This window comes from Seonamhaeicola sp. ABD4_175 (assembly GCF_056160885.1).
This window is the reverse complement of the sequence record NZ_JBSWYC010000003.1, coordinates 585,746-599,725: the sequence shown is the minus strand read 5'-3', so window position 1 is coordinate 599,725 and position 13,980 is coordinate 585,746. Positions and strand designations below refer to the sequence as shown.

Genomic DNA, 13,980 nt, shown 5'->3' with positions numbered 1-13,980 from the left:
TTAAAAAATTAATTCAAAAAATTACATTTGCTCGTATTTATTCAATAACTTCAAATAGTCACGTATGAGTGTTTTAGTAAATAAAGATTCAAAAATAATAGTTCAAGGATTTACTGGTAGTGAAGGTACATTTCACGCTAGTCAAATGATAGAGTACGGTACCAATGTGGTTGGTGGTGTTACACCTGGTAAAGGAGGGCAAACACACTTAGATAAACCCGTTTTTAACACAGTTGCTGAAGCTGTAAAAGAAGTTGGAGCAGATACTACCATTATTTTTGTTCCGCCAGCATTTGCTGCCGATGCCATTATGGAAGCTGCTAATGCAGGTATTAAAGTAATTATAACTATTACAGAAGGTATTCCTGTTGCCGATATGATTAAGGCTGCAGATTATATAAAAGGAAAAGACTGCCGTTTAATTGGTCCTAACTGCCCAGGTGTTATAACTCCAGGTGAAGCAAAAGTAGGTATCATGCCAGGGTTTGTTTTCAAAAAAGGTAAAGTAGGTATTGTATCAAAATCTGGTACATTAACTTATGAAGCTGCAGACCAAGTTGTAAAACAAGGTTTAGGCATTACTACAGCTATTGGTATTGGAGGCGATCCAATTATTGGAACAACTACCAAAGAAGCTGTTGAATTATTAATTAATGACCCAGAAACTGAAGCGGTTGTAATGATTGGTGAAATTGGTGGGCAATTAGAAGCTGATGCTGCTAAATGGTATAAAGAAAGTGGTAGTAAAAAACCAGTTATTGGTTTTATTGCTGGTGAAACAGCTCCTGCGGGACGCACCATGGGTCATGCTGGTGCTATTGTAGGCGGTAGTGATGATACAGCACAAGCAAAAAAAGCTATTATGAAAGAATGTGGTATTCACGTAGTAGATTCTCCAGCAAAAATAGGTGTAAAGGTAGCTGAAGTTTTAGCATAATTAAACAAAGCACAACATAATATAAATCCGTTGATTAGTTAAATCAACGGATTTTTTTATTTCTGCAAAAAATAGTGCATTAATTTTACAGTTTTGTTATTTCATACAACAGGTAATTAGTATATTTGATATCAACTATTTTAAAAATTACATAGTATTAAAATGAAATTATTAGAAGGAAAAACGGCTATAATTACTGGTGCAAGTAGAGGTATTGGTAAAGGTATAGCAGAAGTGTTTGCTAAGCAAGGTGCTAATGTGGCATTTACTTATAGCTCATCGGTAGATGCAGCAAAAGCATTAGAAACCGAATTAATTAATTTAGGCGTAAAAGCTAAAGGTTACCAAAGTAATGCTGCTAGTTTTGATGAAGCACAAACTTTAGCCGATGCTGTTGTAAAAGAATTTGGAAGTATTGATATATTGGTTAATAACGCTGGTATTACTAAAGATAATTTATTAATGCGTATTAGTGAAGAAGATTTTGATAAAGTAATTGAAGTGAACCTAAAATCGGTTTTTAACATGACCAAAGCTGTACAACGCACCATGTTAAAACAGCGCAAAGGTTCTATTATTAATATGAGTTCTGTGGTTGGTGTTAAAGGTAATGCGGGTCAAACAAATTATGCAGCAAGTAAAGCTGGTATTATAGGATTTTCAAAATCTGTAGCTTTAGAGTTGGGCTCAAGAAACATAAGGAGCAACGTGATTGCACCTGGTTTTATAGAAACTGAAATGACAGCCAAATTAGATGAAGATGTTGTAAAAGGATGGCGTGCAGGCATTCCATTAAAACGCGGTGGTTCACCTGAAGATGTAGCCAATGCTTGTGTGTTTTTAGCTAGTGATTTATCGGCGTATGTAACAGGGCAGACTTTAAATGTTGATGGCGGAATGCTTACTTAATTTTACGAATTTAGATGGCCTAAATATATTTTCAATTTTATTTTGAAAGTGCACTAATATTCGTAAATCTGAACTTTTTACATGTCTTTACAAACATTAATATATATTATTATATCTGGAATTATAGCGCTATTTATAGCGCTTTTTCAGTATGGGTATAAATCAAAATTAAAAAGTAAAAGGCACGCTATTATTTTTACTTTTTTAAGATTTACATCAGTATTTGCACTATTATTGTTACTGGTAAACCCAAAGTTTAACAAAATAAAATACTATACTGAAAAACCTAATTTGGTTATTTTAGCCGATAATTCTTCATCTATTCAGCATTTAAAACGAGATGCACAAACAGTTAAACTATTCAATAATTTAAAAAATAATTCTTCACTTAAAGAAAAGTTTACTATTACAACATACACCTTTGGAGGTGGTTTAAATACTTCTGATAGTTTACAGTTTTCTGAAAAGGAAACCAATATACATAACGCATTAGAGCAGCTTGAGCCTATTTATAAAAACACTACAACACCTACCATTTTAATAACAGATGGTAACCAAACTTATGGTAGTGATTATCAATTTATAACATCGCGTTTTAAACAACCTATTTACCCTGTAATTGTTGGAGATACAGTTACTTACACCGATTTAAAAATAGAACAACTAAACGTTAATAAATACGCTTACTTAAAAAATAAATTTCCTGTTGAGGCTATTTTAGTTTACAAAGGAAACACAACGGTAAACAGCAAATTAGCCATTTATAAAGGCACTAGGTTGGTACATTCAGAGCCTGTTACGTTTTCAAAAGTAAATAATTCAAAAATTATTAATATTACTTTGCCTGCAAACTCTATTGGTACTAATACGTATACAGCTAAATTAACACCTTTAAAAAACGAAAAAAACACCGTAAACAACGTTAAAAATTTTGCAGTAAATGTTATAGACCAAAAAACAAACATAGCCATTGTTGCTAATATTTTACACCCAGATATTGGAGCTATTAAAAAAAGTATTGAAACTAATGAACAGCGTGCTGTAACCATACTAAAACCTAAAGCGTACATTGCAAAGCAAAATGATTTTCAGTTAGCCATTTTATATCAGCCAGATGCAGATTTTAAGCAAGTATACGCGTTATTAAATAGTTTGAATTTAAATAGGTTAGTGGTTGTTGCTACTAAAACCAATGTAAGTTTTGTTAATGAAAATACAACGGCTTACACCCATGAATTATTACCGCAAATTGAAGAATACCAAGCCAATTTAAATACTAATTATGCACCTTTTCAAATAGATAACATAGATTTTGAATCGTTTCCTCCACTGCAATCCAATTACGGGTCTGTTAATTTTTTTGTGCCTTATCAAAATATTTTAACTAAGCGAGTAGCTGATGTTGCTACCAAAGAGCCTTTATTAGCAACCATTGAAAATGAAGGCAGAAGAGAAGCTGTTTTATTTGGAGAAAATATTTGGAGATGGCGTGCGCAAAGTTATTTAAACACTAAATCGTTTAACGCTTTTGATAATTTTATGGGCAGATTGGTGCATTATTTGGCCACTGCAAAAAAACGTAATCGTTTAAATGTAGATTTTGAATCGTTTTATATTGGCAATAATAATGTTGTTATTAATGCGCAGTTTTTTGATAAAAATTATGTGTTTGATACCCGAGAAAACATATCAATAACCGTTACAAATACTAAAACTAATAATAAAAAAGAGTTCCCTTTAATACTAAAAAACGCCAATTATCAGGTAGATTTGAGTAGTTTACAAGCAGGTGAGTATAATTTTACGGTTAAGGCAAATACAGCAAATATTAGTAAATCTGGCAGTTTTACCATTTTAGAATACAATGTTGAGCAACAATTTTTAAATGCCAATGTAACAAAACTACAACAGGTAGCTACTAATAGTCAAGGTAAAAGTTATTTTATTGATAACACTAATAATTTGGTTGAAGATGTTATTAATAACAAAAACTACACAGCCATACAAAAGAGTACAAAAACCACCATACCATTAATTGATTGGAAAATTTTATTAGCAATAATAGCTGTAGCACTAAGTGTAGAGTGGTTTTTAAGAAAATATAACGGATTAATTTAAACAATAAAAAAATGAACAAATTACCCAAAATTGGATTGCCTATAATAGTGGCAATTTTTATTATTATAATTGTATTAGTTAAATCTGCTGTTACTATAGATGCAGGACATGCAGGAGTCCTATATGAAACTTTAGGAAATGGTGTCGACTCTGAAAAAGCGCCTTTAGGTCCGGGTTTTCATATTATAGCACCTTGGAATCGTGTTATTGATTATGAAACACGCCAGCAAGAAGTACCAGAAGCCATGTCTGTATTATCATCAAACGGGTTAGATATTAAATTAGATGCATCGGTTTTATATGAACCCGATGTTAATAATTTAGGAAGACTTCACAATGAAAAAGGAGAAAATTATTTAAGAAGAGTTTTACAACCAGCAGTTAGAAGTGCAGCAAGAAGTGTTGTTGGCCGCTACACGCCAGAGCAATTATATTCTAGTAAACGCGATGCCATACAAGAAGAAATATTTATGGAAACCAAGAAAATTGTTGAAAGTCAATATATTCAACTAAATAGTATTTTAATTAGAGACGTAACGTTACCACCAACCATAAAAGATGCTATTGAGCGTAAGCTAAAACAAGAACAAGAATCTTTAGAGTATGAGTTTAGATTAGTAACCGCTGAAAAAGAAGCAGAAAAACAACGTATTGAAGCAAAAGGAAAAGCCGATGCCAACAAAATACTAAGCGCATCACTAACCGATAAAATTTTACAAGACAAAGGTATTGAAGCTACAATAAAACTATCAGAATCTTCAAATAGTAAGGTTATTGTAATTGGCTCAGGTGATAGCGGAATGCCAATAATTTTAGGAAACCAATAAACATTTTAAATAAATATATTACAAATACTTAAAAATTGTAAAATGTTTCAAAATTTACACTTTAGAGTTTGAAATATTATTTAAAATTTTGATATTTGCTGAAGAAATAAAAAAAGACATGACTTTTATTCATTTACATCATCATTTTCACATTTGCTCTCAAGCGAAGTAAGAATGTATTGATTTTAATGAAAAACATATATTTAAACCCGTTTGAGACAATCAAGCGGGTTTTTCATTTAAAAAAACCAACAAGATTGTTTCAAACTCATATAAAAAACAACAATGAGTAAACTAAAAATTGCAGTACAGAAATCAGGACGATTAAACGAAGAATCGTTAGACCTACTAAAAAATTGTGGAATCTCTATCGATAATGGTAAAGACCAACTTAAAGCCGAAGCTAGAAATTTCCCTATGGAAGTTCTTTATCTTCGTAATGGCGATATTCCGCAGTATTTGCGCGATGGCGTTGTCGATATCGCTATTTTAGGCGAAAACACGTTAATTGAAAAAGGAAACGATTTGCCAATTGTAGAGCGTTTAGGGTTTTCAAAATGCAAAGTGTCTATTGCTGTACCTAAAAATGCCGAGTACAATTCTATTGAAGATTTACGCGGTAAAAAAATAGCAACATCTTACCCAAATACCGTAAATCAATATTTTGAAAAGAAAGGCGAAAAAGCCGATATTCATGTTATTAACGGTTCGGTAGAAATTGCGCCAAATATTGGGTTATCGCACGCTATTGTTGATATTGTTTCAAGCGGAAGCACGCTTTTTAAAAACAATTTAAAAGAAGTAGAAGTGCTTTTTAAAAGTGAAGCCGTATTAACTTCGGCTCCGGAATTAACCGAAGACAAGCAAGCCATTCTAGACAAGTTGTTATTTAGAATGAAAGCCGTTTTAAAAGGGAAAAACTCTAAATACGTTTTATTAAACGCGCCAAACGATAAGCTTGATAAAATTGTGAGTTTAATACCAGGTATGAAAAGTCCAACTGTATTACCATTAGCGCAAGAAGGATGGAGCTCGGTACATTCTGTAATTAATAAAAACGATTTTTGGGAAGTTATTGATGAATTAAAAGCCAACGGCGCCGAAGGCATTCTTGTTTGCCCAATTGAGAAAATGGTGCTTTAATAGATAGTTTGTCATTCTGAACTTGTTTCAGAATCTCAAAAAACAGATAAAAACAAATGCAAATAATTAACAATCCAGATAAAAGCACATGGGCTGATATTTTAAAACGCCCAACACAAACCGTTAACGACATTGAAGGTGTTGTAAGCGAGGTGTTTAAAGATATGCAAAACAATGGCGACAGTGCTATAAAAAATTACACAGAACGTTTCGATAAGGTAACTTTAGAAAACAATTTAGTTACTACTGAAGAGATTGAAGACGCTGTTAAAACCATTCCAGAAGCTTTAAAAACTGCAATTGCAAACGCAAAAGTAAATATTGAAGCTTTCCATAGCGCTCAAAAAACACAAAAAGTACATTTAGAAACCACAAATGGTGTACAATGTTGGCAAGAAAAACGTCCTATAGAACGTGTTGGTTTGTATATTCCTGGTGGTACAGCGCCTTTGTTTTCAACCGTTTTAATGTTGGCTGCTCCTGCACAAATTGCAGGTTGTAACGAAATTGTATTGTGTTCACCACCAAATAAACAAGGCAAACTTGCTCCAGAAATTTTATACGCAGCAAAACTTTGTGGTGTCACTAAAATATTTAAAGTAGGAGGCATTCAAGCTATTGCAGCCTTAACCTTTGGTACGGAAACCATTCCGCAGGTTTATAAAATTTTTGGTCCGGGAAACCAATTTGTAACCGTAGCAAAACAATTGGCTACAAAGTTTGGTGTGGCTATTGATATGCCGGCAGGCCCAAGTGAATTGTTAGTAGTTGCTGATGATAGCGCCAATGCAAGTTATATTGCATCCGATTTGTTAAGTCAGGCAGAACATGGCGTTGATAGTCAGGTGATTTTAGTAGCAACTTCAAAAGCGCTGATTGCTAAGGTTTCAGAAGAAGTTGAAGCACAATTACAAGTGTTACCACGCAAGGAAATTGCTGAAAAAGCTATCGCGAATTCAAAATCTATTTTTGTTGAAACCGATGAAGTTGCTTTAGAATTAATCAATCAATACGGTCCAGAACACTTCATTATTTGTTCTAAAAATGAAGATTTTTATGTTAACAATATAAGAAACGCAGGTTCTGTTTTTATAGGGGATTATACACCCGAAAGCGCAGGCGATTATGCTTCTGGAACCAACCATACATTACCAACAAACGGATTTAGTAAAGCTTATTCTGGTGTGAATTTAGATAGTTTCATGAAGAGTATGACCTTTCAAAAAATATCAAAAGAAGGTATTTTAAATATAGGTAAAACTATTGAATTAATGGCCGAAGCCGAAGGTTTACAAGCGCATAAAAATGCGGTATCAATAAGATTAAAAGATATTAAAAACGAGTAAAAAACACTGTCACTTCGAGTGATTTCGAAGCACGAGAAATTGTATCGAGAAGTAATAATAATGAATAAGTTTAATCTACAAAATATAATTCGTGAGAACGTAAAAGCAATGAAAGCTTACAGTTCGGCACGTGACGAATATGTTTCCGATGGTTCTAAAATGATTTTTTTAGACGCCAATGAAAATCCGTTCGAAAATGGTGTAAATCGTTATCCAGATCCGTTACAGCGTTCATTAAAAGCTGTTTTAGCGCAGCAAAAAAACGTTTCTGAAAATCAGATTTTATTAGGAAATGGCAGTGATGAAGTCCTAGACTTATTATTCAGAGCTTTTTGCAATCCTAAAAAAGACAACATTATAACCTTGCCGCCAACATACGGAATGTACACGGTTTTAGCGAATTTAAATGAAATTGAAGAACGAAAAGTTGAGTTAAACGCAGATTTTCAACCGAATGTTGATGCCATTTTAGAAGCCGTTGATGTAAACTCTAAAATGCTTTTCATTTGTTCGCCAAATAACCCAACTGGAAATTTAATAGCTTCAGAAAAAATAAAAATATTACTTGAAAATTTTAATGGGTTAGTAGTTATTGACGAAGCGTATATCGATTTTTCAAATCAACAAAGTTGGATTTCAGAATTAAACAATTACCTGAATTTAATTGTTACACAAACACTGTCTAAAGCTTATGGTTTAGCCGGAATTCGTTTAGGGGTGTGTTACGCTTCCGCAGAAATTATTGCGGTTTTAAACAAAATTAAACCGCCTTATAATGTTAACGAACTCACGCAAAAACGAGCGCTAGAGCGTATTTCTGATTTAGAAGCGGTGAAAAACGAGGTAAATTTGGTATTAAAAGAGCGCAATATTTTAATTGAAGCTTTAAAAAACATCAATTTTGTAGAAACTATTTTTCCAACCGAAGCTAATTTTGTGTTAGCCCGCGTTGATGATGCTACAAAACGTTACAATCAGTTACTCGAAAAAGGCATTGTAATTAGAAACCGAACTATACAGCCACTTTGTGAAAATACGTTGCGTTTTACAGTGGGAACTCCAAATGAAAATAAAAAATTAATTTTTGCTTTAAGGCAGTTAGTAAATAGCTAAAAGCCAAAAGCCAAAAGCATAAATATGAAAAAAGTATTATTTATAGACCGTGACGGCACGTTGGTGTTAGAACCACCAGTAGATTATCAATTAGATAGTCTTGAAAAGCTTGAATTTTACCCAAAAGTATTTCAATACATGGCTAAAATTGCCAGTGAATTAGATTTTGAATTGGTTATGGTTACCAATCAAGATGGCTTAGGAACCGATTCTTTTCCCGAAGACACCTTTTGGCCAGCACAAAATAAAATTATTGATGCGTTTAAAAAAGAAGGTGTAGAGTTTACTGAAATTCATATAGATAAAACCTTCCCGCATGAAAATGCCGATACTCGTAAACCAAGAATAGGTTTGTTAACAAAGTATTTTTCTGAAGATTACGATCTAGAAAACTCTTTTGTTTTAGGTGATCGTATTACCGATATGGAATTGGCTAAAAATTTGGGTGCAAAAGGCATTTATTTATCTGAAGATCCAAAATTAGGAGCTGATGAAATAGAATCTTCTAAACAAGATATTTTAAATTGTATTGCGTTAACAAGCACCGATTGGAAAGCTATTTATGAGTTTTTAAAACTTAAAGATAGAGTTGAAGAAATTACACGTAACACCAATGAAACTCAAATTTATATAAAATTAAATCTTGATGGATCAGGTAAAAATGATATTGATACAGGTTTGTCGTTTTTCGATCATATGTTAGACCAAATTGGTCGCCATGGCGCCATGGATTTAACCATAAAAGTAAATGGCGATTTAGAGGTTGACGAACATCATACCATTGAAGATACCATGATTGCTTTAGGCGAATTATTCAATAAAGCCTTAGGTAATAAATTAGGTATTGAACGTTACGGCTTTTGTTTACCAATGGACGATTGCTTAGCGCAAGTTGCGGTAGATTTTGGTGGAAGAAACTGGTTAGAATGGGATGCCGAATTTAAGCGCGAAAAAATAGGCGATATGCCCACCGAAATGTTTTATCATTTATTCAAATCGTTTACCGATGGTGCAAAATGTAATTTAAATGTAAAAGCAGAAGGTGTAAACGAGCATCATAAAATCGAAGGCATTTTTAAAGCCTTTGCAAAAGCCATGAAAATGGCTGTTAAACGCGATGCCAATAAAATGTTTTTACCAAGTACAAAGGGAATGTTATAATTAGTGATTTGCTCTTAGCTGTTTGCCAATAGCTAAAAGCCAATAACTAAAAGCTATAAAAATGAAATTAGTAATAATAGATTACGGTGCAGGAAATATAAAAAGCATACAATTTGCTTTTAAACGTTTAGGTGTTGATGCCGTTTTATCGAATAATCCTGAAGAAATAAAAGCTGCTGATAAAGTTATTTTTCCAGGAGTAGGCGAAGCAAGTTCTGCCATGAAAATGCTTAAAAAAAGTGGTTTAGATACTTTAATTCCTACGTTAAAACAACCTGTTTTAGGCATTTGTTTGGGTATGCAACTTATGTGTTTACACTCCGAAGAAGGCAATACCAATGGTTTGGGGATATTTCAAACTAAGGTGAAGCGTTTTTCAAACAATGTAAAAGTGCCACAAATGGGATGGAATGTTGTAAAAAATTTAAAATCCGATTTATTTAAAGGCATTAAAGAAAACGAATACATGTATTTGGTACATAGTTTTTATGCTGAACATTGCAACGAAACCATTGCTGCTACCGATTATGAAATTAATTACGCATCAGCATTACAACATGAAAATTTTTACGGAACGCAGTTTCACCCAGAAAAAAGTGGCAATGAGGGTGCTAAAATTTTAGAAAACTTTATTAATATGTAGCTTTTAACAATATGCCTTTAGCTTTTGCTAATGGCCAATTGCTAATAGCCAAAAGCTAAAAAAAATGAGAATTATACCAGCCATAGACATTATAGAAGGTAAATGTGTAAGACTGTCAAAAGGTGATTATAACACAAAAAAAATATATAACGAAAACCCGTTAGAAATTGCCAAACAATACGAAGCTCATGGTATTGAATATTTACATTTAGTTGATTTAGATGGCGCAAAAGCCAGCCATATTGTAAATCATAAAGTGTTAGAAACTATTGCAACTAAAACCAATTTGAAGATTGATTTTGGTGGTGGTTTAAAAACTGACGATGATTTAAGAATTGCTTTTGAATCTGGCGCAGGACAAATTACTGGTGGTAGCATTGCTGTTAAAAAACCAGAAGTTTTTGAAAGTTGGTTAACTAAATTCGGAAGCGAAAAAATTATTTTAGGTGCCGATGCCAATAACGAAAAAATTGCCATTAGCGGTTGGTTAGAAGAAAGTGACGAAGAGTTAATTCCGTTTGTTCAGAATTATATGAGCAAAGGTGTAAGCTATGTAATTTGTACAGATATCGCTAAAGATGGCATGTTACAAGGACCTTCATTTGATTTGTATAAGAAGATGCTCGAAGAATGTCACACTAAGCGTAGTCGAAGTGAAAACGAATCAGCTCTAAAATTAATAGCTTCCGGAGGTATTTCAAAATTTGATGAATTACCAAAACTAGCCGAAATAGGTTGCGAGGGTACCATAATTGGAAAAGCTATTTACGAGAATAAAATAAGTTTAAAACAATTAGAAAAATATATATTGAATAAATAAGCTACTTGCCTATTGCTGTTAGCATCTGCAAGCAGCCAAAAGCCAAAAGCTAAAAGCTTAAATTATGCTAACAAAACGAATTGTTCCCTGTCTAGATATAAAAAACGGTCGCACAGTAAAAGGCGTGAACTTTGTAGATTTACGTGATGCCGGTGACCCTGTAGAACTTGCCAAACAATATGCCGAAGTTGGGGCAGATGAATTGGTTTTTCTTGACATTGCAGCCACTTTAGAAAATAGAGGAACCACTTTAGATATGGTAACGCGTGTTGCCGAACAAGTTAACATTCCGTTTACGGTTGGTGGCGGTATTTCGTCTGTAGAACACGTTGATGCCCTTTTAAAATGTGGTGCCGATAAAGTGTCAATCAATTCATCGGCAGTAAAACGACCAGAATTGGTAAACGAATTGGCAAACAAATTTGGTAGTCAGTGTGTTGTAGTTGCTATTGATGCTAAACAAGTTGAAGGACACTGGAAAGTACATTTAGCAGGAGGTACCATTCCTACAGACATCGATTTGTTCGAATGGGCAAAAGAGGTTGAAACACGTGGTGCGGGTGAAATTTTATTCACTTCAATGGATCACGATGGTACAAAAGCAGGTTTTGCAAATGAAGCGTTAGCACAATTGTCCGAAACCTTAAATATTCCTATTATTGCATCAGGTGGTGCGGGAAATGTTCAGCATTTTGTGGATACTTTTGTAGAAGGAAAAGCAGATGCGGCCTTGGCAGCAAGTGTGTTTCATTTTGGTGAAATTCCTATACCAGAATTAAAAAAAGAGTTAAAACAAAACAATATAGAAGTACGATTATAAATCATTCCGAGGAAGAATGACGACGTATTCTGTTTAATAGATTGCCACATCGCTACGCGATTCGCAATAACAATAACGATTAAAATGAAAATTAAATTCGATTCAAACGGCTTAGTACCAGCAATAATTCAAGATGCCACAACAAAAAATGTATTAATGTTGGGTTATATGAACGAAGAAGCTTACCAAAAAACAATAGAAACTAAAAAAGTTACTTTTTTTAGCCGTAGTAAACAACGCTTATGGACAAAAGGCGAGGAGAGTGGTAACTTTTTAAACTTGGTTGAACTTAAGAACGATTGCGATAACGACTCGTTGCTAATTCAAGTAAATCCTGCAGGACCAACCTGCCATAAAGGAACTGGAAATTGTTGGGGCGAAGAAAATACGCCTAATTATGGTTTCTTTTCAACCTTAGAAACTGTAATTGCAGAACGTGTAGCGAATAAAGACACCGCAAAATCGTATGTGGCAAGTTTGTTTGCAAAAGGCATTAATAAAGTGGCGCAAAAAGTAGGCGAAGAGGCCGTTGAAACCGTTATTGAAGCAATGGATAATAATGATGAACTGTTTTTATATGAATCGGCCGATTTGTTGTTTCATTACTTAATGTTACTTCAAGCTAAAGGCTTCACACTCAAAGACATTGAGGCAGAATTAAAAGGCAGGCATAAGTAAACTTTATTTCGGTTTTAATCGTATATTAGGTGTAACATTAAACCCCAAATTAATGAATGCCTACTTTACTTTTAAAAATTGTTGTTTGTTAACTGTTTTAGGTCTTATTATTTGTGCCTGTGCTTATGATTTAGATGATAATCCTTCCTTTAACCCAATAGTTTTAAGTGATACAGATCCTAATAATCCTTTTCCTTTTAATGGTCCACAAGCACCAATTGATAGAATACCTTACGCAGAAATTTCAAGCGCTAAGTATTGTATAGATATTGAGTTATGGGATATACCAAACAATAGAACAAACCCCACAAAAACTACTGAAAACTTACAGAAAGCTATTGACTGGGCTGTAAACGAAGGTTACGGAATTATTTGTATTCCTGAAGGTCATTATTTAATAGGAATTGAAAAAAATAACATTTATTACGGTGGTTTAGAGTTAAGTAGTAACGTAGCTTTAATGTTAGATCAAAATGCAATTATTGAAATGTCACCTAATAACAAATGGAATTATTGTGCCATTAAAATTAGTAACCAATCTAACGTTATAGTTTCTGGTGGAACTATTCTTGGAGATAGAGATAACCATGAATATACCCAAAGAGATGATGGCTCCAGAGCTCATGATGAAGGACATCTTATTTGTATTGAAGGAGAAAGCACTTTTGTTACCGTAGAAAACACCATTCTTGGTAAAGCCAATGGCGATGGTGTTTTAATAGTAGGCAGCGGCGTTGGAGAAAATCAAAAATTAGCTAACATTAACATAAGCAGAAATAATTTTTCTGATAATAGAAGGCAAGGAATTTCAATTGTAGGCGGTAAACATATTTTAATAGAAAACAATGAATTTCACCATACTAATGGTACTGCACCACAATTTGGTATTGATTTGGAAGGAGCTGGCAGAATAAACGATAGTGTGGTTATAAGAAGTAATTATTTTCATAATAACAGAGGCGGTGATATTGTAAATACAGATGGTACTCATGTTGTTATTGAAAATAATATTTTATTACAAGGTAATGAAAGTGAGTATATTGATGGCCCTTTGGTATACTGGAAAAACGCAAGTGCTACAATAAAAAATAATAGCATTACCATGCGAACAGTATCAGTTAATAACTGGAATGGTATTATAATGTATTCAAATGACACCCCTAAAAGCAATACAGATACAACATTTATTGAAAATAACACACTTAATAATTGCGGTATGTACATGTATAAAGGCGCTAATTTAACCATTAAAAATAATAATATGATTAATGGGCATTTAGCTTTTAAAGAAATGGTAAATTTAATTTTAGAAAATAATGCCGTAACACACCCAAATATGTGTTGGGCATACCGTTTTCTAGAGGTTTCAGGTAGTGCTAACGGAAACACCTATAACAATGAGCCTTTTGATATTCCGTTGCAACAAAACACTCCTTGGAATGGCTGCTGGATTAATTAAAAGTAG

Annotated in this window: 13 protein-coding genes; all 13 read left to right on the top strand. The window is 33.4% G+C overall.

Features of this window, described 5'->3' with window-relative positions; genetic code table 11:
* Nucleotides 1-64: 64 nt before the first annotated feature.
* The 13 genes from sucD to ACXAG4_RS12325 all read left to right on the top strand — a co-directional run bounded on the left by sucD (nucleotide 65) and on the right by ACXAG4_RS12325 (nucleotide 13,974).
* Nucleotides 65-937, top strand: a complete 873-nt coding sequence (sucD, locus tag ACXAG4_RS12385) for a succinate--CoA ligase subunit alpha (RefSeq protein ID WP_475296391.1) — start codon at nucleotides 65-67, stop codon at nucleotides 935-937.
* Between the two features lie 162 nt (nucleotides 938-1,099).
* Nucleotides 1,100-1,846, top strand: a complete 747-nt coding sequence (gene fabG, locus ACXAG4_RS12380; RefSeq protein ID WP_475296390.1) for a 3-oxoacyl-[acyl-carrier-protein] reductase — start codon at nucleotides 1,100-1,102, stop codon at nucleotides 1,844-1,846.
* Nucleotides 1,847-1,927: 81 nt separating this feature from the next.
* Nucleotides 1,928-3,964: a VWA domain-containing protein gene (locus ACXAG4_RS12375; RefSeq protein ID WP_475296389.1), complete on the top strand. Its 2,037-nt coding sequence runs from the start codon at nucleotides 1,928-1,930 to the stop codon at nucleotides 3,962-3,964.
* Nucleotides 3,965-3,975: 11 nt separating this feature from the next.
* The gene (locus ACXAG4_RS12370) at nucleotides 3,976-4,791 is read left to right on the top strand and encodes a prohibitin family protein (RefSeq protein WP_475296388.1); all 816 of its coding nucleotides are present in this window, start codon (nucleotides 3,976-3,978) and stop codon (nucleotides 4,789-4,791) included.
* A 285-nt stretch (nucleotides 4,792-5,076) separates the two neighbouring features.
* A complete protein-coding gene (hisG, locus tag ACXAG4_RS12365) occupies nucleotides 5,077-5,934 on the top strand; it encodes an ATP phosphoribosyltransferase (protein WP_475296387.1) in 858 nt (285 codons plus the stop codon).
* A 56-nt stretch (nucleotides 5,935-5,990) separates the two neighbouring features.
* On the top strand, nucleotides 5,991-7,280 hold the full coding sequence (gene hisD, locus ACXAG4_RS12360) for a histidinol dehydrogenase (RefSeq protein WP_475296386.1): 1,290 nt from the start codon (nucleotides 5,991-5,993) through the stop codon (nucleotides 7,278-7,280).
* Nucleotides 7,281-7,340: 60 nt separating this feature from the next.
* On the top strand, nucleotides 7,341-8,393 hold the full coding sequence (gene hisC, locus ACXAG4_RS12355) for a histidinol-phosphate transaminase (RefSeq protein WP_475296385.1): 1,053 nt from the start codon (nucleotides 7,341-7,343) through the stop codon (nucleotides 8,391-8,393).
* Nucleotides 8,394-8,417: 24 nt separating this feature from the next.
* Nucleotides 8,418-9,554, top strand: coding sequence for a bifunctional histidinol-phosphatase/imidazoleglycerol-phosphate dehydratase HisB (gene hisB / locus ACXAG4_RS12350; protein ID WP_475296384.1), 1,137 nt, complete (start codon nucleotides 8,418-8,420; stop codon nucleotides 9,552-9,554).
* Between the two features lie 61 nt (nucleotides 9,555-9,615).
* Nucleotides 9,616-10,197 carry an imidazole glycerol phosphate synthase subunit HisH gene (gene hisH, locus ACXAG4_RS12345; RefSeq protein WP_475296383.1) on the top strand — a complete coding sequence of 194 codons (582 nt, stop codon included), beginning with the start codon at nucleotides 9,616-9,618 and terminating at the stop codon, nucleotides 10,195-10,197.
* 64 nt (nucleotides 10,198-10,261) lie between these two features.
* The gene (hisA, locus tag ACXAG4_RS12340) at nucleotides 10,262-11,017 is read left to right on the top strand and encodes a 1-(5-phosphoribosyl)-5-[(5-phosphoribosylamino)methylideneamino]imidazole-4-carboxamide isomerase (protein WP_475296382.1); all 756 of its coding nucleotides are present in this window, start codon (nucleotides 10,262-10,264) and stop codon (nucleotides 11,015-11,017) included.
* A gap of 64 nt (nucleotides 11,018-11,081) precedes the next feature.
* Nucleotides 11,082-11,837: an imidazole glycerol phosphate synthase subunit HisF gene (hisF, locus tag ACXAG4_RS12335; protein WP_475296381.1), complete on the top strand. Its 756-nt coding sequence runs from the start codon at nucleotides 11,082-11,084 to the stop codon at nucleotides 11,835-11,837.
* A 72-nt stretch (nucleotides 11,838-11,909) separates the two neighbouring features.
* A complete protein-coding gene (gene hisIE / locus ACXAG4_RS12330) occupies nucleotides 11,910-12,515 on the top strand; it encodes a bifunctional phosphoribosyl-AMP cyclohydrolase/phosphoribosyl-ATP diphosphatase HisIE (RefSeq protein ID WP_475296443.1) in 606 nt (201 codons plus the stop codon).
* Between the two features lie 52 nt (nucleotides 12,516-12,567).
* Nucleotides 12,568-13,974, top strand: a complete 1,407-nt coding sequence (locus ACXAG4_RS12325; RefSeq protein ID WP_475296380.1) for a right-handed parallel beta-helix repeat-containing protein — start codon at nucleotides 12,568-12,570, stop codon at nucleotides 13,972-13,974.
* Nucleotides 13,975-13,980 lie beyond the last annotated feature (6 nt).